Annotated in this window: 15 protein-coding genes and 1 other annotated feature; of the genes, 6 read left to right on the top strand and 9 right to left on the bottom strand. The window is 42.4% G+C overall.

The window, feature by feature from the left end; translation table 11 throughout:
• The 4 genes from NST18_RS03010 to NST18_RS02995 form a co-directional block, all read right to left on the bottom strand.
• Positions 1 to 2,328: a glycoside hydrolase family 31 protein gene (locus NST18_RS03010; protein ID WP_004891958.1), complete on the bottom strand. Its 2,328-nt coding sequence runs from the start codon at positions 2,326 to 2,328 to the stop codon at positions 1 to 3.
• Between the two features lie 19 nt (positions 2,329 to 2,347).
• Entirely contained in the window at positions 2,348 to 3,862 is a 1,515-nt protein-coding gene (locus NST18_RS03005; RefSeq protein ID WP_128356571.1) for an alpha-amylase family glycosyl hydrolase, read from the bottom strand.
• Between the two features lie 97 nt (positions 3,863 to 3,959).
• A complete protein-coding gene (locus NST18_RS03000; protein ID WP_088223470.1) occupies positions 3,960 to 4,802 on the bottom strand; it encodes a sugar ABC transporter permease in 843 nt (280 codons plus the stop codon).
• Between the two features lie 175 nt (positions 4,803 to 4,977).
• A complete protein-coding gene (locus tag NST18_RS02995) occupies positions 4,978 to 6,327 on the bottom strand; it encodes an ISLre2 family transposase (RefSeq protein WP_064214294.1) in 1,350 nt (449 codons plus the stop codon).
• Positions 6,328 to 6,587: 260 nt separating this feature from the next.
• Between NST18_RS02995 and brnQ the strand changes: the two genes are divergently transcribed.
• Complete coding sequence (gene brnQ, locus NST18_RS02990; protein WP_004889014.1) at positions 6,588 to 7,916, top strand: branched-chain amino acid transport system II carrier protein; 1,329 nt, start codon at positions 6,588 to 6,590, stop codon at positions 7,914 to 7,916.
• Positions 7,917 to 7,938: 22 nt separating this feature from the next.
• On the opposite strand, the gene ezrA is transcribed toward brnQ, so the two are convergent.
• The gene (gene ezrA / locus NST18_RS02985; protein WP_128356582.1) at positions 7,939 to 9,630 is read right to left on the bottom strand and encodes a septation ring formation regulator EzrA; all 1,692 of its coding nucleotides are present in this window, start codon (positions 9,628 to 9,630) and stop codon (positions 7,939 to 7,941) included.
• 163 nt (positions 9,631 to 9,793) lie between these two features.
• Between ezrA and hisJ the strand changes: the two genes are divergently transcribed.
• Positions 9,794 to 10,582, top strand: a complete 789-nt coding sequence (hisJ, locus tag NST18_RS02980; RefSeq protein WP_004889012.1) for a histidinol-phosphatase HisJ — start codon at positions 9,794 to 9,796, stop codon at positions 10,580 to 10,582.
• A 13-nt stretch (positions 10,583 to 10,595) separates the two neighbouring features.
• A complete protein-coding gene (locus NST18_RS02975) occupies positions 10,596 to 11,081 on the top strand; it encodes a GAF domain-containing protein (protein WP_064214278.1) in 486 nt (161 codons plus the stop codon).
• 33 nt (positions 11,082 to 11,114) lie between these two features.
• Here NST18_RS02975 and NST18_RS02970 read toward each other — a convergent pair whose 3' ends face one another.
• Complete coding sequence (locus NST18_RS02970) at positions 11,115 to 12,962, bottom strand: sensor domain-containing diguanylate cyclase (RefSeq protein WP_340720624.1); 1,848 nt, start codon at positions 12,960 to 12,962, stop codon at positions 11,115 to 11,117.
• A gap of 380 nt (positions 12,963 to 13,342) precedes the next feature.
• Here NST18_RS02970 and rpsD point away from each other — a divergent pair, with 380 nt between their 5' ends.
• The gene (rpsD, locus tag NST18_RS02965; protein ID WP_003398030.1) at positions 13,343 to 13,945 is read left to right on the top strand and encodes a 30S ribosomal protein S4; all 603 of its coding nucleotides are present in this window, start codon (positions 13,343 to 13,345) and stop codon (positions 13,943 to 13,945) included.
• Positions 13,946 to 13,982: 37 nt separating this feature from the next.
• On the opposite strand, the gene tyrS is transcribed toward rpsD, so the two are convergent.
• Positions 13,983 to 15,242 carry a tyrosine--tRNA ligase gene (tyrS, locus tag NST18_RS02960; RefSeq protein WP_064214279.1) on the bottom strand — a complete coding sequence of 420 codons (1,260 nt, stop codon included), beginning with the start codon at positions 15,240 to 15,242 and terminating at the stop codon, positions 13,983 to 13,985.
• Between the two features lie 51 nt (positions 15,243 to 15,293).
• Positions 15,294 to 15,518: a binding site (T-box leader), on the bottom strand.
• Between the two features lie 138 nt (positions 15,519 to 15,656).
• Here tyrS and NST18_RS02955 point away from each other — a divergent pair.
• Positions 15,657 to 18,470 (top strand): transglycosylase domain-containing protein, encoded by a 2,814-nt coding sequence (locus NST18_RS02955; RefSeq protein WP_004889007.1) that lies wholly within the window; start codon positions 15,657 to 15,659, stop codon positions 18,468 to 18,470.
• Between the two features lie 25 nt (positions 18,471 to 18,495).
• Here NST18_RS02955 and acsA read toward each other — a convergent pair whose 3' ends face one another.
• Positions 18,496 to 20,214, bottom strand: a complete 1,719-nt coding sequence (gene acsA / locus NST18_RS02950) for an acetate--CoA ligase (protein ID WP_035019132.1) — start codon at positions 20,212 to 20,214, stop codon at positions 18,496 to 18,498.
• A gap of 167 nt (positions 20,215 to 20,381) precedes the next feature.
• Between acsA and NST18_RS02945 the strand changes: the two genes are divergently transcribed.
• A complete protein-coding gene (locus NST18_RS02945; protein ID WP_004889005.1) occupies positions 20,382 to 21,014 on the top strand; it encodes a GNAT family N-acetyltransferase in 633 nt (210 codons plus the stop codon).
• Between the two features lie 231 nt (positions 21,015 to 21,245).
• Here NST18_RS02945 and NST18_RS02940 read toward each other — a convergent pair whose 3' ends face one another.
• The gene (locus NST18_RS02940; RefSeq protein ID WP_064214575.1) at positions 21,246 to 22,685 is read right to left on the bottom strand and encodes a DDE-type integrase/transposase/recombinase; all 1,440 of its coding nucleotides are present in this window, start codon (positions 22,683 to 22,685) and stop codon (positions 21,246 to 21,248) included.
• Positions 22,686 to 22,734 lie beyond the last annotated feature (49 nt).

The raw sequence follows: 22,734 nt of genomic DNA, 5'->3' as shown, positions 1-22,734 counted from the left end.
TTACAAAACAAACGTGTTTGTCGCCTCATCGATGATACATCGTTCTCCATTAACAACAATTGTAGACGGTACATCGCCAACAAATACGACACGCAATTGCCAAGGTGGTTTGTACGCACCTTCCCGTTCTATCTCAAAATGAACCGCATCGTCCGAAAACGTCGCACGAATATGCATGTTCACATACTCTCCTTTTTCGTATGCAAACGTTGTGCCGTCATCATCGTATAACGTATATGATGATATTCCTTCTTCCATCGTATACACATACAACGTCAACTGTTCGTCCGCAATGGACGTCGATTGTTTTGCTTCGGCACGGGCAATCATCGCCCCTTCTTTTACAAATATCGGCAACCGATCAAGCGGCGCTTCGACAATATATCGTCTGCCGCCTTCAAATTTTTCTTTCGTCCAATAATCGATCCAACGCCCTTTCGGAAAATAGACGAGGCGATGGAACGTATGCGGACGCATAACCGGCGCGATCATGACTTCATTGCCGACCATAAATTGATCTGATATGTTCCACGTCTCAGCATCGTCCGGATATTCTAACATGAGCGGACGCATCATCGGCACACCTGTTTGATATGCTTCAAAACATAACGTGTACAAATGTGGGAGCCACTCGTAGCGCAACTCAATATATCGCTTCACCATCTGTTCATATGTTTCACCGAACGCCCACGGTTCTTGACGGGCGAAACCAATCGCACAATGATTGCGGAAATATGGGAAAAAAGCGCCGACTTGCGTCCAACGAACAAGCAATCCCCCATGAGCATCATGAGCGAAGCCGCCCACATCCGCCCCACAAAATGCAACGGCAGATAATCCTAAATTTAAACACATCGGCAAAGATAGTTCAAGATGTTCCCAAAAACTGCGGTTGTCTCCTGTCCACACAGCAGCATATCGGTGAATGCCCGAAAAACCGGCGCGCGTTAACACAAACGGACGCTTCCCTTTCAGTTGTTTTTTCAATCCGTTGTACGTCGCTTCCGTCATCATCATTCCGTATATGTTATGCACTTGACGATGCGTTTTCCATCCGTCATGAACGACTTGATCGTCCATCGTTTTCGTTTCGTTAAACACAGACGGCTCATTCATATCATTCCAAATGCCTTCAATGCCGATGCTCGTGTAAAACGCATGTTGTTCGCCCCACCATTTGCGCACTTTTTTCTTCAAAAAGTCAGGAAACACGCTCGTCCCCGGCCAAACGTCTCCTTTAAACAACGTTCCGTCTGCATATTTACAAAAATAATCTTTTTGCACGCCATCGCGATACGTATCGTACTCTGCATCTACTTTCACGCCCGGATCAACGATCGGAACGATGCGAACCCCTTGTTCACTCGCATATTGAACGAGCGATTTCGGATGTGGAAACCGATTTTGATCGAACGTAAATACACGATATTCGTCCATATAATGAATATCTAAATATACCGCATCGAGCGGAATATGTTTTTTGCGAAATGTGTCAATTAATTCACGCACTTCTTGCTCCGTTTCATAACTATAGCGCGACTGGTGATAACCGAGCGCCCACTTTGGCGGCAGCGGCATGCGACCAACGAGATGCGTATACTGCCCTAACACATCTTTTGGGTGCGGGCCGGCAAACACGTAATAGTCGAGGGCACCGCCTTCTGACGTGAACGTATAAAACGATTCATGCCGCAAGTCAAACGTCGTTTCATACGTATGATCGAAAAAGACGCCGTGTGCATGTCCGTCTTTTAACACCATCATATACGGATGCGACTGGTACAGCGGGTCCGTTTCTAAATTGTGCGGAGCATACACATCTGTATTCCACATCTTCCATACCGCTCCGCGTTTATTTAACACTCCTGTCTTTTCACCTAATCCATATACGACATCGGTCGGAGCGAGGGCGTGTGCACAGCGCATACGCCCTTTCGCTTGAAAACGAACCGGCTCGACATCGCGTACAAGCACCTTCCCTTCTCGATCATAAACCGTTATACGAAACGGGCGTCGTTCGATCACGACCGTCAACGCATTCGTCTTCAGCTCCCAACCATTTTCCACTTCCTGCACATGCATCGTCACTTTCTCTGGCGCTGCCACGACTGCTGGACTAACGGAAGCGTACTTTTGAGCAAATGGATCGATCGTGATCCGAACGATATCGTCGCGGTAAAAATGAATTTTACCCGACGCGTTCTCGCATGTGAATGCAAATATTTGCTTTTTTCCTTCAATTTTTTGTACATCACCAAGCGGTTGCCACACTTCTTTTTCGTCCAACTGATCAATCGGTCGAATCGCAAAACTTGTATCTTCTAACATACTCTCTCCTCCCCCATCATTACGCTTTTCGTTTGCGCGCGAAGTATAAAAATAGACCGAATGCCGTATATACCGCTACAAGCGCCGCAATAAACGGAATGTTTAATCCTGTTTTTGGCGCCAACACGTAAATTTCCGCCGTTTCACGATCTAAAATGATATCATACTTGCCGTCTTTGCTGCGCACTAAATCTCCCGCAAGCAACCCACGCAATTCTTTTCCTTGTTCCAATTCGTCATCGAGCGTTACTTTTTGTGTTTTTGACGTATTGTTAATCGCGATCACTGTTGTTTCGTTTTCGTACGTTCGTTTAAAAAGTGCCATGCCGTCTTTTTCATAAAGCAATTCAAAATCACCTCGGCGAAGCGACGGCAATTTTTCACGCAATTCACCAAGCTTTGTCACATAATCAATGAGCTCTTTATCAGTACGGAAATTCATTAAACGTCGATTATCCGGATCTTCTCCGCCATCAAGCGCGATTTCCGTTCCGTAATACATAATCGGAATGCCTGGGGCACTAAACAAATACGTCAGTCCAAGTTTTAAACGCGTCACCGGATTGATGCGATTTTGCAAGGCTAAACGTGTAAAACGAACCGTATCATGATTATCTAAAAACGTCCCAAGCAAATATGGACGGTCATAAAACGCCTCGTTTCGCTTCCATACGTTGTAAAGTGGTTCAAGCGATTGATCGACGTTTGAAAAAATGGCTGATGCTTCTTTATAAAACGGAAAATCAATTAATGCATCAATTCCGTGCTTCCCATATTCCGCTACATAACGCGGATCGTCATGCCATACTTCTCCAAGAAGGAAAAAGTCTTGTTTCACTGACTTCACTTCTTTAGCAAACTCTTCCCAAAACCATTTCGGTACATGTTTAACCGTATCTAGCCGATATCCGTCAATATCCGTTTCTTGAATCCACCATTTCGCCACGTCAAATAAATACGCTTTCACTTCCGGATTTTCTTGCGCTAAATCAGGAAGGCCAAACAGCCAGCCGTTTTCAACTTCCTGTTGATCGGCCCAATTGAAAATGTCTTTTTTCTCATGAAACCAATCTTTTTTCGTCGGATCATTTAGCCACGGGTGGTTGTAGCCTGTATGATTGACAACGAAATCTAAAATGACTTTCATATCGCGCTTATGCGCTTCTTTTACAAGCCGTTTGAAATCATCGAGCGTACCAAAATGTTCTTCCACTTTATAAAAATCTTCAATCCAATAGCCGTGGTAGCCGCCTTTTTCGTTCGCAAAAATGGGGGTAAGCCAAATAGCTGTAAAGCCCATGTCCTTTATGTAATCGAGCTTGTCAATAACCCCTTGCAAGTCGCCACCGTGATACGCTTTCGGGTCGTGCACATCGACGTCGTAGTCATTTTTCGGATCTCCATTATTAAAGCGGTCAACCATAATAAAATAAATACGTTCATCTTGCCATGTGCGCTCTGTTTTCGCACTTACTGGCGCCGTCACGGACAACAACAAAACAAAAATAAGTAGCGCGCGAAATACACGTTTCATTTCATTTCACTCTCCATTCATTCCAAAGCATCTTGTGTTAATATATCTCGAAATAGTAAGAAAGGAAAGAACCTAAACGATTCTTTCCTTTCGTTTCTCATCCTTTTGTTCCACCTGCCGTTAAGCCAGAAACGAAATACTTTTGGAATGAAAGGAAGAGAATAGCGATCGGCACCGCAATTAATACAGAACCTGCCGCAAACGTCGTAAATTCGCTGCCGAACTGCTTTGCAACTAAATCGTACAATCCAACCGCAAGCGTATATTTTTCTTTGCTGCGAAGCAACACGCTCGCTAAAATGAAATCGCCAAACGGACCGATAAACGTAAAGAGCGCCACAACCGCAATAATTGGCTTCGCAAGCGGCAAAACGATTTGGAAGAAAATGCGCAAATGCCCAGCTCCGTCAATCTTCGCTGACTCATCAAGCTCTTTCGGAATCGTATCTAAATATCCTTTCATTAACCACGTATTCATTGGAATCGCTCCGCCGACATACACGAGAATTAACCCTAAATGCGTATCAACTAATCCCGTTAAAAGCGCTAAAATGAAAATCGCAATAAGCGCCGCAAAGTTTGGGATCATCTGCAAAATTAAAAACGTCATCAATCCGTTTTGGCGTCCGATAAAGCGATAACGCGAAAACGAATACGCTGTTAAACTGACTAAAATAACGGAAAAAATCATCGTCAATGTCGCAATTTTTAACGAGTTCCAATACCAAATGAGATAGTCGCTTTGCGACGTATCAAACAGCTTTTTATAATGGGCAATCGTTGCGTTATCTGGAATCATTTTTGACCCAGATAAACTTTGTCCTGGGTTAAATGACGAGCCGATGACCCAAAGAAGCGGATAGACGATAATGATCGTCATCACCAAAACGACTGCATACGACAACGTAAGCCGAATAAGTTTTTGTCCTTTCATATCCATCTTACATCATATCCTCTTCTTTAAATGATTTTGTTCTTCTAAATGTTTGAGTCAAGACTTTGTGGGAGATTTTTTTCTCGACCGATTTTTTTGGTTATATATGGTTTTATAAAATCGTTATATGTAAGCGCTTTTACTTACTCTCATCCTGTAGGTATGTGCGTTTTCTCTCGTTTTAAAAACCTTTCAATGCTTGCAATGCCTCGTAAATCGGTGTCCCTGAAGATTGGCGAAGGTATGGGATGTTATCTCGTACCACTTCTGTCATTTGCGTTTGCACGCGCTTCAGTGCCTTTTTCACGATCGTTTCTCGTTTCGTTTCTTCTCGTTCTTCCGCGCCATACATCACTCCATCGCGTGTCCGAATGAGTAACGTATCTTTTATCGCGACGATCGCTCGCAACATCGCTTCAATCCCTGCATCCCTCCAACTTCGACCGTTTTTACTTCGTTTCGCAAACACATGCATCGTTCCTTCCGCACTCCCCATCGCCCTCATGTTTGTCGTGTCAATCCCTTTTTCCTTCAACCATACGCGATAGTCACGCAAACATCCTGGCATCTCCTCGATTCGACGAACAAGCGCCTCGAGTTGCTTTTCCTTCTCCTCATGTTCTAACGTACCGATGGCACTTGTGAGTTCTCGTAACACACCTTCTTCATCCCATGATGCTAACTTCTTTCGAATCACCCGATATCTCGCATGACCTCGGAACAATTGACGAATCTCTCTTGCCACATGGAACCGATCAAGCTGAAAGTACCCCCTGTCCCCGAAATATTCTCGACACGCTGTAATCCATGGGGCTCCATCTCCATTGATGACCACCCAATCCTCAAACGGATCATAGCTGTATTCCTTCATCAGAAAATTCTCTACAGCTTCCCAAATCGGTTCATTCGTTTGATGAACCATATACCGTCGATTCACTAAGGATACGCGTTTCCCGTTTTTCTCCCATCCTTGGTGAATCGTGATGATCTTTTCTTCTTTTCCTTTGATGCGGCTTCGTTGACGTTTCACGTACAACCCGTCTGCTTCGATAAAAAACACGCGCCCTTTTTTCTCCATCGCACGGTGCCCTTCCACCTCTGCCTCGATGATGGACTGGCGAATCGTTTCGTGACTCATACATGCATACCCCACCAGCTTTTCAAGCGACTGCGCAGCCTGTCGATACGAAGAACCCGTCACGGCGAGATGAATCGCTGTCTCCTCTAATAGCGGACTCACTCCATGCGCCCCATCGAACTGGAGAAAGACATCGAGTAAAGACGTATACACCTTTTTTTCACGGTCAAAGTAGTAGTTTCGCTTCACTTCCACCTCTCCAAATAGCGTTTGGAGTCGGATCGTCCGCTTATCTTTGAGCGCATATCGTTTCTTGTCCCGCTGTTCTGCCAATGTGCGGTCGATCTCCTCCAACACCTGTTGAAGGAGATGACCATATTGTTTTTGCATATGTCTAAATAAAGACTGTTCGATCTCTTTTAATGTCAAGCCGTTTGTGATATAATCCTGCATGGGCTCCACTCCTTTCTTTGGTTGTATTTTTTTTCGCACTTACTACCTTACCAGGAGGAGAGCCCGTTTTTCATCTATTTTGCTTACATATCTGACAGGTTCCTTATTATACCAAATCAGGAACCTGTCTTTTTTTCTCCCACAAACATTTTACTCATACAAGAATATTTTAAAGATTGAAACTTTTGATAAAAACGACAAAATTTTTATTTTGTATGGTAGTATATATGCTGGTACGGAGAAAACAAAGGAGGATCAGCATGTCGAAAAAAGATTTAATAGCTGTCGGTTTTATGTTATTTGCTTTATTTTTTGGCGCTGGTAACATGATTTTCCCTCCAGCTCTCGGGCAAGCAGCAGGGGAAAACATGTGGCTTGCCATCGCAGGTTTTTTAATTACCGGTGTCGGATTGCCAGTTTTAGCAGTAATCGCGATTGCAAGAACAGGGAACGACTTGCAACAATTAGCTAGCCGAGCACATCCAGTATTTGGTATCATCTTTACAATCGTTATGTATTTAGCCATCGGTCCGTTTTTTGGTATTCCACGAACAGGTACGGCATCATTTGAAATTGGTGTGACACCATTTTTACCTGAAACTGTCGATCGATCCGTCATGTTAGCGGTGTATACTGTTGTTTATTTTAGCATATCCCTTTGGTTAGCGTTAAACCCTTCGAAATTAGTTGACCGAATTGGCAAGTTGTTAACACCTCTTTTACTCATCGGTCTTACTTTATTTTTTGTCAAAAGCATATGGACGCCTATGGGAGACATTCAACCGCCAACGGATGCATATACAGACGCCCCATTTTTTAAAGGGTTTGTTGACGGGTACTTAACGATGGATGCCATCGCAGCACTCGTTTTTGGTATCATCGTCATTCAAGCCATTCAACAAAAAGGAATTACAAATAAAAAACAATTAACGAAGCTTTGTATTCAGGCCGGGTTCGTGGCTGCTTCTGGATTAACGCTCGTGTATGTATCGCTCGCTTTTATTGGAGCATCGAGCGTACAAGCGATCGGTTATCGCAATAACGGCGGCGAAATCATTAGTCAAACAGCGACCTATTTATTCGGTCAAGCGGGTACAATCATTTTATCGATCATCATTATGCTTGCGTGCTTAACGACATCAGTTGGTTTATTATCTTCTTGCGCAAGTTATTTTTCGAAAATTTCGCCAAAGCTTTCCTATCGAATGCTCGCCATTGTTATGAGCTGCTTTAGCGCATTCACCGCAAATGTCGGTTTAACGAAACTCATTTCGTTATCCGTTCCTGTGCTTATTATTATTTATCCATTAGCCATTACCCTCGTCGCCCTATCGTTTCTCCATGACTATTTCAGGGGAAAACAAACCGTTTACATCGGGGCGCTCGCTGGTACGTTTCTCGTCAGCATCGTTGACGGACTGAAGGCAGCAGGATTTGATGTATCGTCCATCTTACATGTATACGAAAAAACATTGCCGCTCTTTGAACAAGGGATCGGCTGGCTTACACCAGCACTCATTGGCGGGGTCATCGGTTTATTACTAAACAAAACAAATCGTGTCACACGTACCGAAAGAAAAGTAAGTTAAAAACGAGTGAAAGGACATCCTTTCACTCGTTTTCTTTTAGCCACTGGCGGATGCGTTCGAACGCCCCTTCTTCGACTTGTTCTACCGCAGCGATGGCTTTTTGTAACGCCAGTTCGTATTCGTATCGTCGGAATAGTTGTTCCGCTTCCTCTAATCCCGCATTTACCGCATGAAAACGGCGACGATAGCGGTTGCCGTATTGAATCACACTCTCCGCTAATTGAGCTTGCTCAATCATTTCTTTCGTTTGATCATATACGTTTTGCACGGAAACAGTTGCCTCATCCAACGCTTGATGAACAGCTTCCATATTTAACGGTTTCCCATCTAGCGTAAGCGATACGCGCGTTAAACTTTCACGCGCCTCGCTTACTTGCAACATATAAGATTCTGGCAACCCAGGAAGTTTGCTTTTTTTCACGAGTCGAATCGCTTCAGACAATTGTTTTTTCATTTCTGCTAACTTTTCGCGCGCCGCTAGCTCGTCTTTGCGTAACGCATATAAATGCTCGCGAAACTGGGCATGCTTCTCTTTTACTGTAGCAATTTGCGCTAAAATTTCTTCAAGCTCTTCACGAATAAGCGAGTAAGCTAAACGCTCCTCGGCCATCTTCGTTTGGATGAGCATAAAACGTTTCATTAGTTGTTGTACTTGCTTCTCGATTTGTCGATATTTATCTAAGTCGCTTTGCGATAAATGATAGCTTTGTTGCACAAATAATGTTTCATCACGCGTTTCTTTCGTTTCTTCTTCCAAATCGTAAAGCGTTTGTTCAATTTTCTCCGTTTCTTCATGGACAAAACGTTCTGCATATACTTCTTTCTCTAACAAATCGTACAGCGTGTCCACATCTTCTTGCACCTCACGAAGCAGTTTTTCTGCTTCATCTACAGCAAGTGTTTCTAACAACGCAAGCACTTCCGATACTTTTCCACGGATCGCTTCCACTTCTTTTTCCACCGGAAGATGGTCAAGCACATACCCTTTTTCTAACAGTTCACGATATCCCTCGACAATGTTGTCGAGTTGCGCAGGGATTTCAATTTGTGCGTCGCTTAATAAAAGCGGAATTTGTTCAATAAAACGGTTCAATTCATGTAGCTCGTTTTGAATAACCACTACGACTTCGCGAGCAGCCAAATAATTCCCTTCCGTTGTTAACTGTTCAAATGTCTGGAATTGGTTTTGAAGAGCATTTAATCGCTCCTCAAGCGCAACTTCTGTGCAACCAAATGCATGACGTTGAGTAAGCATCGCTTTTTTTACTTGACGATACTTTTCCTTCAGTTGCTCAATTTCTTCTCGATTTTTCTCTTCGCTTCCGACTAATTCTTGCAACTCTAATAAAATACGTTGAATGTTCCCTTCAATTTCTCGTAGTTGTTGCTCCGTTTGACGTAACGCCTCTTTTGCTTTCATAAATCGGTATTTGACAACCGCTTCCTCAATGTCGAACAACTTTTCCTCTATATTCGGAAGCTGAACAGCAACAATATCGTCCCACTCATTTCGCCATTTTTCAAACAGCTGCTCTGTTTCCCCCATCATATTTAACGACTTAATTTTAGACAGTTCCTCTGGCACAGGTCGATTCATCAAGGAAATTTTCCATTGTTCTAATTCGTCAATTTGTTTATATAAACGTTTTCGATGCACATATGTATATGTAAGTCCTCCGATGACGAGGAGCGCACTAATCGCTACAAATTCCATAATGGGCCTCCTTGTTGTCAATCTTTCTTTTTTTATGGAGAAGGCATTTTCTTTTCAATGATTTTATGATACCATGTTAGCAACATTTTTTGAGCAAAAATTTTAATTTTTTTCCTAAAAAACGTGATTTTTGTCGAAGTTTGCGCCTAAAGGAGTGACTAATGTGCGCGATGGACATATTCATACACCTTTCTGTCCCCACGGAAGCAAAGATGCGCTACATGAATATATTGAAAAGGCTATTTCGCTCGGCTATACAGACATTTCATTCACCGAGCACGCACCGCTTCCAAAAGGATTTATAGACCCAACCCCTTACCAAGATAGTGCAATGAAAGAAGAGCAACTAGCGTCGTACGTATCCATTTTACAATCATTAAAAAAACAGTACGAAAGACATATTCGTATTCGCATCGGATTAGAAGTTGATTTCATTCTCGGATATGAACAAAAAACGAAGGAGTTTTTAAATGAAATTGGTCCACAATTAGATGACAGCATTTTATCTGTTCATTTTTTACACGTTGACGATCAATACATGTGTATCGATTATAGTGAAGACATGTTTGGCGACATCGTTACATCGTTTGGTTGCATTGAACGAGTGTACGATGCATATTATCGTACTGTTTTAGCTTCTGTTGTAGCCGATTTAGGGGTGCACAAACCAAAACGCATCGGACATATAACACTCGTCCGCAAGTTTCATCGCGCATATCCGTGTGAATACGATGCAACAAACATCATCGCACACATTCTCGATGAAATGAAAAATCGTCAACTTGAGCTTGATTATAACGGCGCTGGCGCAGTAAAACCGCTTTGTTTAGAGCCATATCCACCTCATTGGGTAGTCAAGGAAGCCGTCAAACGCGGCATCCCTCTTGTGTATGGCTCAGATGCCCACTCGGTCGCTGGCCTTCACCAAGGAATTGAACATATGCTGATATAGAGGGGTGAAATACATGTTTCATACGCAAACATACACAGGGACAAGAGAGGAAAATTATACACTTGTCATCGAACAACTGAAAGCGTTAATTTCAGATGAAAAAAATGTTGTAGCGAACTTAGCGAACGCTTCCGCTTTATTGAATTATTTTTTGCACGATATTAATTGGGTCGGTTTTTATATAGCCGAAGGAAACGAACTCGTTCTCGGGCCGTTTCAAGGGTTACCGGCTTGCGTGCGCATTCCGTTCGGCAAAGGGGTATGTGGAACGGCCGCTGCTGAAAAGCGCACAGTACGTGTTGCCGATGTTCACACGTTCCCAGGTCATATCGCCTGCGACGCAGCGTCCCAATCTGAAATTGTCGTTCCCATGATCAAAGACGGTCACGTTATCGGTGTGCTCGATATTGACAGCCCGATCAAAAATCGCTTTGATGAAATAGATGAACAATATTTACAACGTTTTGTTGAAACGCTCGTTCGCTACCTTGACATATAAGAAAGAGGCCGATGAATAGGGCCTCTTTCTTGTTTAATATTCTTGAACAACGACGCGGTTTTTTCCTGTCCGTTTCGCTGTATATAACGCTTCATCAGCGCGATTAAATAGCTCCTTGACCGAGTCAGCGCGATTTTTTTTCCAATACGATACTCCACATGAGATCGTCACAGGAGGGTTTGTTAATTCACGCACTTTTTGTACGAGACGATTCGCAATAGATAAACCAGCGTTAACAGATACTTTTGGTAAATAAATGGCGAGTTCTTCTCCTCCCCATCGAGCACCAATATCGTTTTGGCGAATGTTTGCTTTAATAATGTTTGCCACTTGAATAATAATTTCGTCACCTACTTGATGCCCGTACGTGTCGTTTACTTTTTTGAAGTTATCAATGTCTATTAAAATAAACGTACCTAATCCATCCTCTTCCATCGAACGTTGGATGCGTTCATCTAAGTAATGACGTGCGTATAAATTCGTTAACCGATCGGTAATGACCATCCGTTCAAGTTCTTCACGCAACGCTGCATTTGTGAACGCCAATGTCGAGTGATGAATAAGCGACTGCAACAATTTAAACATATCAAACGAAAAATGATACGCCTCTTGATGCAATACGATCGCTACTCCCTTCATCATCCCGCGCATCATCGGCACAGCCATAAGCGAGCGGAAGCGTTTCGTATGATCACTATGAATTTTTACATCACCTAAAAATAACGTATCACGTGGATGTTGAATACGATGAAAAACGAAATCTACATATGCCTTGGCTTCACGTGATTGGAAAAAAGGCGTACTTCCCGGAAGCACTTTTCGTTCTTTTTCTTGCAAAATAACAAATCCAACTTCCTCTGCATCAAATGATGTTTTTATTTTTTCAATCATAAACTGTAATGCATCTTGGAAACGTAAATTCGTATTTAAATGGTGAATCGTTTCATTAATGAGTTGTAAATCAGCAATTAATCGTTTCGATTGTTCGTATAATTTCGCGTTTTCTAATGCGCTACCAGCCGTATTCGCCAACAAAGAAATAAACCGCATTTCCCGTTCAGACAACTCCATAATTGTCGGGGCAATCATTTCAATGACGCCATAAATCCCTTGTGCTCCTTTAATCGGAGCATAAATGACAGACTTTTTATGGACAAGCGAATTGTGGAACTGAATTTGCCCCGTCACGTACGCCTGCATTGCTCCCATATGCTCATCTTCATTTTCAAATGTGAGCAATTTAATCGGCAAATCGCGGTTCGTCGTGCTATCATACGATAAAAACAAATGGCACGTAAATGTTGGATATACTTCTTTTAATGTTTTTACAATTTCTTCAAGCACATCCCCGATATTCATAGAAGCATGAATTTTTGTTGCTGCTCGATGCAACTGTTCATATCGCTTTTCTTCACTTAATACTTCAGACACTTTACGAATACGAGCAAACACTTTTAAAAAGTCGTGCTTCACTTGTTTAATAAAATGTTTTGTCATCATATCCCGCTCATGAATTTTGAAACGAACGAGTCCGCACGAATCTTCTGAAAAAACTACGCCAAATTGAATCGTCTTGACTTCACTTTCGTCATCAATGATAACAATATCGTCGAACTGCTTTTTTAACTGATCATCAAATGGAATCGTATATTGTTCTCGTTGCTGTTCGATCGTACAGTCTGTCGTCACTTCAGGCTCAAAAGCATGTTTAAACGGGTTAAGTACGTAAAAGGTGACATCTAACAAATGAAACTCTTTTTGCAATAAGGTGATGAGCGCTTGAATGATGCGAGGTAAATCGGTAAAATCTTCTTCACTTAAAAACCAATCAAAAAACTTTTGTTTAAATATTGCGTATTGATCGCGCTCTTGAACGTTCATTTTTTTCACTCACCCGCACATACTTCCTCTCTTTATGTGTAAAAAACATATAAATAAAAAAATGAGAGTTTCTGTAATATCCCTAAAGCTTAAGACCTATTAACTATATCATACCATAATCCTTATTACAAAGACCATACAAAAATGATTGACTCAGACGCAAAAAAAAACTATAATAGCCTTTGTGTAAAATATTGCAGCCTTTGTGCTCACATTTGTATGTCCATTTTGTTCCCCTTAGAGACGTGCGTCTCTAATTGGAGGCTGTATCGTGTAACTCTCAGCTGCTAGGGCGAGGATACATGAAAACAAAATGGCGATAAATGGTGAGGCACGACTGTTTTTATTTTACCAAAAATAAAAACAAAGGAGGAGCATTTATGGCTCGTTATACAGGTCCAACATGGAAAATTTCTCGCCGCCTTGGCATTTCATTAAGCGGCACTGGTAAAGAATTGCAAAAACGTCCTTACCCACCAGGTCAACATGGTCCAGGACAACGTAAAAAATTATCTGAATATGGCATGCAACTTCAAGAGAAGCAAAAGCTTCGCCATATGTACGGTGTCAATGAACGTCAATTCCGTAAAACGTTCGAAGAAGCAGGAAAAATGGCTGGTAAGCACGGTGAAAACTTCATGATTTTACTTGAGTCCCGTTTAGACAACCTTGTTTACCGTTTAGGTTTTGCGCGCACTCGCCGTCAAGCTCGCCAATTAGTAAACCATGGTCACATTTTAGTTGACGGCAACCGTGTGGATATCCCATCTTATCGCGTGAAACCAGGTCAAACAATTTCTGTTCGCGAAAAGTCTCGCAACCTTCAAATTATTAAAGAAGCGCTTGAAGTGAACAACTTCGTACCTGACTATTTGACACTTGACGCAGACAAATTAGAAGGTACTTACACTCGCTTACCAGAGCGTTCTGAATTACCTGCTGAAATTAACGAAGCATTAATCGTTGAGTTCTACTCTCGTTAATAAAAAAATCCTCTCTGCCAAAGCAGAGAGGACTTTTTTATGCGTAACGAATTAAATAATATTTTTTCTTACCGCGCCGAATAATTGTAAAGCGACCTTCAATACGATTTGCGTCTGTCATGACTTTATTCACATCTTGCACACGTTCACCATTGACATAAATGGCCCCATTTGTAACATCCTCACGAGCTTGACGCTTCGATGGGCAAATACCGCTTGCTACAAGTAAATCAACAAGCGCTATCTCCTGTTCTTCGCATACATACGATGGTACATCTTTAAACCCTTGTTCAATTTCATCCGCTGTTAGTTTGGCTACATCTCCGCTAAAGAGCGCTTCAGAAATGTTGATCGCCTGCTGCAACGCTTCTTCCCCATGAACAAGGCGTGTCATCTCAGCAGCTAACGCTTTTTGCGCTGCACGTTTTTCCGGTGCTTCAGCCGTTTGTCTTTCCAATTCGATAATTTCTTCATGGGATAAAAACGTAAAGTATTTTAAATATTTCACAACATCACGATCATCAGTGTTAATCCAAAATTGATAGAACTCATATGGCGACGTTTTATCAGCATCAAGCCATACTGCCCCACCTTCTGTTTTTCCAAATTTTGTTCCATCTGCTTTCGTTACGAGCGGAACGGTTAATCCAAACACTTTCGCATCTTCTTCTGTTTTCCGAATGAGCTCTAATCCTGCTGTAATGTTTCCCCATTGGTCACTGCCACCTACTTGCAACTTACATCCATACATTTCATATAGTTTGAGGAAATCGTACGCTTGTAAAATCATATAACTAAATTCTGTAAATGAAATCCCTGCTTCTAATCGCGATTGGACTGATTCTTTTGCGAGCATGTAGTTAATCCCAAAGTTTTTCCCAACATCGCGCAAAAATGTAATGACATCAAGCGAACCAATCCATTCATAGTTATTTGCAATAATGGCTGGATTGTCGACTTTCTCAAAATCTAAAAAACGGCTTAGCTGTTGTTTAATTCGCTCACTGTAATAAGCGACTGTCTCTTTTTCATTTAATTTTCGCTCTGTTTTCTTTCCGCTTGGGTCTCCAATGAGTCCTGTTGCCCCACCGACGAGCGCAATCGGTTGATGCCCTGCTTGTTGAAAACGACGCAACATTAAGATCGGAAGCAAGTGACCGATGTGCAAACTATCCGCCGTCGGATCAAAACCACAATATACTTTTACGCTTTCTTCTGCCAACAACGCTTTCAATCCATCTTCATCTGTCATCTGATTAATTAAACCACGAAATTGTAAGTCTTGAAGCAAATCCATCTCAACCATCCTTTCTGTTTTAGATTCAAACAAAAAAACTCGTCCTTCACATGAAGGGACGAGTTTATGTCGCGGTACCACCCTACTTAGAGAACGCCTATGTTCTCTCACTTCATTGCCATAACGGTCGACACCGTCTTTTGCTACTTGGCACACGCCGTTCGCAAAAGATGCTCCCGGAGGTAATTCATGCTCATCTATGCGCTAGTTCGCACCAACCACTAGCTCTCTGTTCGCAGGGAGATAAGCACTACTCGTTCCGCTCATCGCTCGATTATTTACATGTCAGTATATCCTCTTTTATCATAAAACGCCAACTGTTGTCAAGATCTTCAAACAAATTTAGACATTTACCGATATGAAAAGACAAATTATGATATAATAATGAAAATATAATACAGATGGGAGGTCACTATGTCAGAAAAACAAGTGCGATTCTCATGGCAAAAACTATGGCGTCATTTTACGATCACATACGAAGTCGTCTGGAACGTATGTTTAATTATATTCATCGTAAGTTTATGTGCGTTCAGCTTTGCTTTCGGTGTCGGGGCAGGATATTTCGCCTCGCTCGTGAAAGATGCCAAACCGATTCCATACAAAGAAATGAAAAAAGATATTTATAACTATGAAGAAACAACACATATTTACTTCGCCAATCGCGAATATCTCGGCTATTTTCGTTCAGACCTAGAACGCGATGAAGTCAAACTTTCGCAAGTTTCCCCTTATTTCATTCAAGCCGTCATTGCGACGGAAGATGAACATTTTTATGAACATAAAGGGGTTGTACCAAAAGCTATTATACGTGCCATTTTTCAAGAAGCAACAAATTCCTCTACACGTAGTGGAGGAAGTACATTAACACAGCAACTTGTAAAAAATCAAATTTTAACGAGCGAAGTGTCATTTGAGCGCAAAGCAAAAGAAGTGTTACTTGCTTTACGCCTTGAGAAATTTTTTACGAAAGATGAAATTTTAGAAGCCTACATTAACGTTGTAACGTTTGGACGAAACGCATCCGGACGAAATATTGCTGGCGTTCAAGCTGCCGCAAAAGGCGTTTTCGGTGTTGATGCAAAAGAATTAACATTGCCGCAAGCTGCATTTTTAGCAGGATTGCCACAAAGTCCGTTTCGCTATACGCCGTTTACAAGCAAAGGGGAGTTGAAAAACGATTTATCCCCAGCGTTAAATCGGATGAAAACTGTATTATCGCGCATGAAAAAAGCAGGGTATATTTCAAAAGAGCAGTATGAGGAAGCGATTGCATACGACATTACGAAAGATTTTGTTTCTTCCTTACCTTCTCCAATAGAGAAATACCCGTGGTTAACGTTTGAAATTGAGCGTCGTGCAAAAGACATTTTCGTTGATTTACTAGCTAAAAAAGATGGCTATGAACGGCAAGATGTGCGTTTGAACGATCAACTATATATGGAATATGCGGAAAAGGCTGAAAAACAATTACGACAAAACGGTTACACGATTTACACAACGATCGACAAAGATATATATGAGCGCATGCAAGCAATCGTAGAAAAATATCCTTACTTTGGAAGCGATACAGTCGTGCGCAAAAAGGACGAAAAAACAGGACAAATCATTTCCGTTCGTCAGCCGGTAGAAGTGGGGGCTATGCTCATCGAAAACAAAACAGGTCGCATCATTAGCTTTGTTGGAGGAAGAGATTATAAACGCGAGCAGCTAAATCACGCTACACAAGCATATCGCTCAAACGGATCAACGATGAAGCCGCTTCTTGTTTATGCACCAGCAATGGAAATGGGGATCGTTCAGCCGGGGTCCGTTATTCCAGATGTCGCGTTGGAAATCCCAACGAAACAAGGTCCGTACCGACCGAAAAACGCGGATGGAAAAACGCATGGCTTAACATCCGTACGTCATGCGTTGAAAAAGTCGTATAACATTCCTGCTATTCGGACGTATGCGCGCATCATCGAGCAACGCCCCATTTCCTATTTAGAAAAAATGGGCTTCACGAGTTTAACAACGGGAGATGGAAGCAACTTAGCGCTTGCGCTTGGCGGATTGACAAAAGGGGTAACGATTGAAGAGAACGTAAACGCATACGCAACATTTGCTAATGGCGGAACGTTTATCGATGCGTACTTAATCGAAAAAATTGTCGATAAAAACGGAAATGTCGTATACGAGCATGAAACAAAGCCGGTAGAAGTATTTTCGCCACAAACGGCCTATTTAACGATTGATATGATGCGCGACGTCATTCGCTCCGGCACGGCCGCCTTTTTAAATGGCAAGCTGAAATTTTCGGCCGATTGGGCGGGAAAAACAGGAACGGGTCAAAATACGAAAGATGCATGGTTTGTAGCAACAAATCCAAATGTCACGTTTGGCATTTGGATGGGATACGATACACCGAAATCGCTCGAAAAAAATTATAAAGGGTTATCATATTCGCAAAGAAACTTATTGTTATGGGCACAGTTAATGAATGGGGCATATGATATTCGCCCAGAACTCATTGCGCCAAAAGAGCGATTCCGCATGCCTGGCGGAATTGTTAAACGTTCGTATTGTGCTATTTCTGGGTTACTTCCATCAGAGACGTGTAAACGATTTGGACTGATAGAAACTGACTTGTTTAATACCGCATTTGTGCCAAAACAAGAAGATCGGTACTTAATCAACGGTACTTTCGTTGAACTAAACGGGGAACGATACGTTGCCTTGCCGACAACACCAAAAGAATTTACAAAAGAAGGGGTCATGATTGACACTTCGTTGCTTGAACAATGGGGAATTCAACATATAAAAGATATGAGCCAACTGCTTCCTCGAAACGACAAGTGGAAACATGTATTTGTAGCAAAAACACTTCAAGAAAACGGTAAAAAACCAGATCCGCTTGCAGTGCAACAAAAAGGAGCAACGCTCGTCTGGGGCGAACATCACGAACAAGACGTCATTGGTTATCGCGTATATTACACAGCATCAGAAACAGCACCGTTTCAAGTCATCGCAACAATACGTAGAGGAGAACAAAAAAGCATACCGTTAAAACAAGGAATATATTATGTTACTGCTGTCGACATCGCTGGATTGGAATCAAATCCGTCAAATATCGTTCGCATGCTGCCTGCTACACCACCTGAGCAATCAACCGATGAACAACCGATAGACATACCGACCGAAGAGCAACCGATAGACATACCGACCGAAGAGCAACCATCAACTAATTAAAAAAATCGGGCCGAGCCCGATTTTTTTAATCTTCCATTGTTGATAAGTCACCTGTCGGTAAGTTTAGCTCCCAAGCTTTTAAGACGCGACGCATAATTTTTCCACTTCTCGTTTTTGGAAGTTTGTCACGAAACTCGATTTCACGCGGTGCGGCATGTGCTGCTAAGCCTTTTTTCACAAAGTTACGAATATCTTCTTTTAACTCTTCTGACGGCTCGTACCCCTCGCGTAAAGCTACAAACGCTTTAATAATTTCACCGCGCACTGGATCCGGTTTTCCGATGACACCTGCTTCTGCAACAGCTGGATGTTCAACGAGCTTGCTTTCTACTTCAAACGGACCGACACGCTCTCCTGCTGTCATAATGACGTCATCAATTCGTCCCTGGAACCAAAAATATCCGTCCTCATCCATATACGCAGAATCACCAGACACATACCAATCACCAGGCAAGAAATACGATTCGTATTTTTGCGGATTGTTCCAAATGGCGCGCATCATTGATGGCCAACCTTTTTTAATCGCCAAATTGCCCATACGATACGGTGGCAATTCATTTCCTTGATCGTCAACGATCGCTGCTTTGACTCCTGGAATCGGTTTCCCCATTGATCCTGGTTTAATTTCCATACACGGATAGTTGCAAATGAGTTGTGCTCCTGTTTCTGTCATCCACCATGTATCGTGAATGCGACGATTAAATACTTTCATTCCCCAGCGCACGACTTCTGGATTGAGCGGTTCACCGACACTTAAAATATGGCGAAGTGAACGCAAATCATATTTTTTCACAAGCTCGTCCCCAGCACCCATTAACATGCGGAATGCTGTCGGTGCACTATACCATACTGTCACACCATAGTCTTCAATCGTTTTGTACCACGCTTCTGGGTTAAATCGCCCCCCTACAATGACGTTTGATGCTCCGCAAAGCCACGGACCGAAAATACCATATGATGTTCCCGTTACCCAACCTGGGTCAGCTGTGCACCAATATACATCGTCCTCTTTTAAGTCTAACACCCATTTTGCTGTTTGATAATGTTGGATCATGGCATTATGCACGTGCAATACACCTTTTGGTTTTCCGGTTGAACCAGATGTATAATGTAAAATGAGACCGTCCTCACGTCCGACCCACTCAATATCGAAATGTTTGCTTGCGGCATTCATCCGTTTTTTCAAATCAAAAAATGGGCCTTCTTCTTTCACGTCATCTCCGACTAAAAATACGTATTTTAATGCCGGCAACTCATTTACCGGTACACGCGGTAACAGTTCAGGCGTCGTAATAATGACCTTCGCTTCGCTATCTTCTAAACGGTCACGCACAGCCCCTTCCATGAACGCTTCAAAAAGCGGCCCAACAATTGCACCAAGTTTAATTGCACCAAGCACAGAGAAATATAATTCTGGTGAACGAGGCATAAAAATAAAGACACGGTCGCCTTTTTCAACATCAGCTACTTCTTTTAATACGTTAGCTACTTTATTTGAAAACTCTTTCATTTCTTTAAACGTATACTTTTCTTCTCTTGTCGCATCACGATAATAAAGAGCTACTTTGTTTTTTCGAAACGTTTCCGCATGGCGATCGATCGCTTCGTACGCCATGTTTACTTTCCCGGTTTCATACCATGAAAAATGTTTTTCTGCTTCAGACCAGTCAAACGTTTGATACGTTTCTTCATAGTTTTTCAAGTTAAAATCCCCTTGAATGACTGGTAGCGCTTCCACTTTAATCATCCCAAACTCCCCCTTGTTTGAAGTCTTTACACTCGTATTATATTATACTATAAATGATTTCTCAATTTTAAAAAAATTTTCATTTATGTTTATTATGAAAACGATTTAATTTTTATTTTTTTATGTATAATTGAAATGAGATCATTTCAGTAGGCGGTGGGGCAATGGAGCATAAAAAAACATATAACGCAAAACAGTTAAAAACACCGAAAGGAACGTTAATTATTGAGGGGCCGATTTCTCCCGAAAAACTAGCTAGTTATGAATTTCATCACGATTTAACAGCATTTCGTCAGCCGCATCAACAACATCAAGCGCTCATTGAAATTGCTGGCCTTCCAGAAGGACGAATTATTATTGCTCGCCACGGTCATACGATCGTTGGCTACGTGACCTTTTTATATCCCGACCCGCTAGAAAGATGGTCGCAAGGGAAGATGGAAAATTTAATCGAACTTGGTGCAATTGAAGTTATCCCAGACTTTCGAGGCTACGGTGTCGGAAAAAATTTGTTGAAAGTTGCCATGATGGATGATGCGATGGAAGATTACATCATTATTACAACAGAATACTATTGGCATTGGGATTTAAAACGAACGGGTTTAAACGTATGGGAATATCGAAAAGTAATGGAGAAAATGATGAACGCAGGTGGACTCGTCTGGTACGCAACGGACGATCCAGAAATTTGTTCACATCCAGCTAATTGTTTAATGGCTCGAATCGGAAAACGCGTCGATCAGCAATCTATTCAAAAATTTGACCAATTACGCTTTATGAACCGCTTCATGTATTAAAAACGGTAGCGTCAAAAAATCTATGAAAAGTCATCATGGTCTACCTGTTGAAGGAAAATAAAGAGGATAGTGGAATTGGATTCGCCCTTGACCAACACTCGCCAAAGGAGAAAAACGGTCAGTAAGGGCAAGGGCAGAAAAGAAGGGCATAGGAAAGCAGCCCTTGCCCTATCCTGATTTTACCTTTGGCGAGGTTCGGATGGTCAAGGGTACGCTCCGCCGAATCCGTCCTTAGGATGCAGCTTGTTGGGTCAACATCTCTTGAGCCATGACAATGAGCCTTGCCCAACGTGCCGGCATATGCGGAAGGCTCTCTAATGCTGGGATGACGACCGGTACCCGTTTTTCTAACGCGCTATGCGGACGCAAGAAGTTGAAATACGCCACAAAGAGTGTGACAAAGGAAACCGAGCCTTCTTCTGCGCCAAACCCATGAGTCGGTCGGTAGTTGCCTTTAAACGTTCGGTTGAATCGTTCAATGATCTGTTTAAGTGGTCGATATTCCTCGGACACAGGATCCTCGTTTGTCAGCCCGATGACTTGACGGACATCGAAAGAAATCCCTTGTTGGGCGAAAAAGTGCTGCGCCAACAAGTAGATCGGGTTGCCATCGACGACAAAAGACAAATCTTCAGGAATGGACGGCAGTTTCTTGAGAACATCATCGATCGCACGGATGGCAGAGAGTGTATCCCGATGTGGAGAGACCCGGTAAGACAGCACGACCTTTTTCACGGCATCAAACATAAAAAACAAGTAATGCCAGCACCCTTTGACGCGGATATACGTCTCGTCGCCGCAAAAAGAACCAGACAGTTCGTAAGGAAAGTGATCGATGAAAGGTTTGACGATCAGCGCAACACTGTTGGCATAGTTGATGACGGTCTGATGAGAAATCGACAACCCATGAATGTCTTTCATGATCCTCGCTGTTTTCCGCGCGGAGAGCCCATAGTTGACGTGATACGTCAAGATGAGTCCGAGTGTATGCGAAGACACGGAAAGACGCGACAAATCCACCTTCGACTGTATCGGTGACGACGGTGCCAACGGCTGAAAATCAAAGAGAAACTCACGGAAAATGTATCGAACTTTAAAGGCATACGGCGCATGTTGAAACTGTTCTTTTTCCTGAGGTGTCATCTGTCGCAAGTTTGCTTGGTAAAACGAGCAATCATCATTCTTACATTTGTGGATGTAATAATCGTTGCGCTCTTTGATTTTCTCGAGTGCCTTTAAACAATGTGGGCACCGAAAAATCACTTGTTTGGCAAAACGGCTACGATGGTTGAAACGGCAACGACACACTTTGCATTGATACTGCCCTTTACCCCCGTTGTTGGCGTACACATAATTAGATGGCGCTTGGCACTGTGGACACGTCAATGCATCAGGCACCGTGGTTTTCGTGTTCGCGTGCCTCTTGATCGGCTTCAACGGTTTTCCGTGTTGTTGTTCGTATTCGACAAGAAGATGACGATAGTCTAAACGCGGAAGCGTTTCGATGACAGGCAGTTCATCGACTTGGAGTTTCTGATACGATTGATTCACCGGTTCTTCGTCATCCCAGTCTGTGAGGGACTTTCCAAAAAGTACACCTAGTAAATAAATAATGATTTGATATTGGGTCTTGATTATTTGAAGACATTTGATTAATAATTGAGGTAACAAGCTTGTCACTCCTTTGTTTGGATTGGGTGTGTGGTTACCTCAATCGTAC

Origin of the sequence: Anoxybacillus sp. FSL W8-0104, assembly GCF_038004465.1 — a bacterium.
Classification (GTDB): domain Bacteria; phylum Bacillota; class Bacilli; order Bacillales; family Anoxybacillaceae; genus Anoxybacillus; species Anoxybacillus flavithermus_G.
This window is presented reverse-complemented; position numbering and strand designations above follow the sequence as displayed.

Bases quoted from the DNA above. Each gene is read 5' to 3' on its own strand.
- NST18_RS03010 (WP_004891958.1), bottom strand. From the start codon at position 2,328: ATGTTAGAAGATACAAGTTTTGCGATTCGACCGATTGATCAGTTGGAC.
- tyrS (WP_064214279.1), bottom strand. From the start codon at position 15,242: ATGGATTTGCTTCAAGACTTACAATTTCGTGGTTTAATTAATCAGATG.
- NST18_RS03000 (WP_088223470.1), bottom strand. From the start codon at position 4,802: ATGGATATGAAAGGACAAAAACTTATTCGGCTTACGTTGTCGTATGCA.
- NST18_RS02955 (WP_004889007.1), top strand. From the start codon at position 15,657: ATGTCAGAAAAACAAGTGCGATTCTCATGGCAAAAACTATGGCGTCAT.
- NST18_RS03005 (WP_128356571.1), bottom strand. From the start codon at position 3,862: ATGAAACGTGTATTTCGCGCGCTACTTATTTTTGTTTTGTTGTTGTCC.
- NST18_RS02945 (WP_004889005.1), top strand. From the start codon at position 20,382: ATGGAGCATAAAAAAACATATAACGCAAAACAGTTAAAAACACCGAAA.
- NST18_RS02975 (WP_064214278.1), top strand. From the start codon at position 10,596: ATGTTTCATACGCAAACATACACAGGGACAAGAGAGGAAAATTATACA.
- brnQ (WP_004889014.1), top strand. From the start codon at position 6,588: ATGTCGAAAAAAGATTTAATAGCTGTCGGTTTTATGTTATTTGCTTTA.
- rpsD (WP_003398030.1), top strand. From the start codon at position 13,343: ATGGCTCGTTATACAGGTCCAACATGGAAAATTTCTCGCCGCCTTGGC.
- NST18_RS02970 (WP_340720624.1), bottom strand. From the start codon at position 12,962: ATGAACGTTCAAGAGCGCGATCAATACGCAATATTTAAACAAAAGTTT.
- ezrA (WP_128356582.1), bottom strand. From the start codon at position 9,630: ATGGAATTTGTAGCGATTAGTGCGCTCCTCGTCATCGGAGGACTTACA.
- NST18_RS02995 (WP_064214294.1), bottom strand. From the start codon at position 6,327: ATGCAGGATTATATCACAAACGGCTTGACATTAAAAGAGATCGAACAG.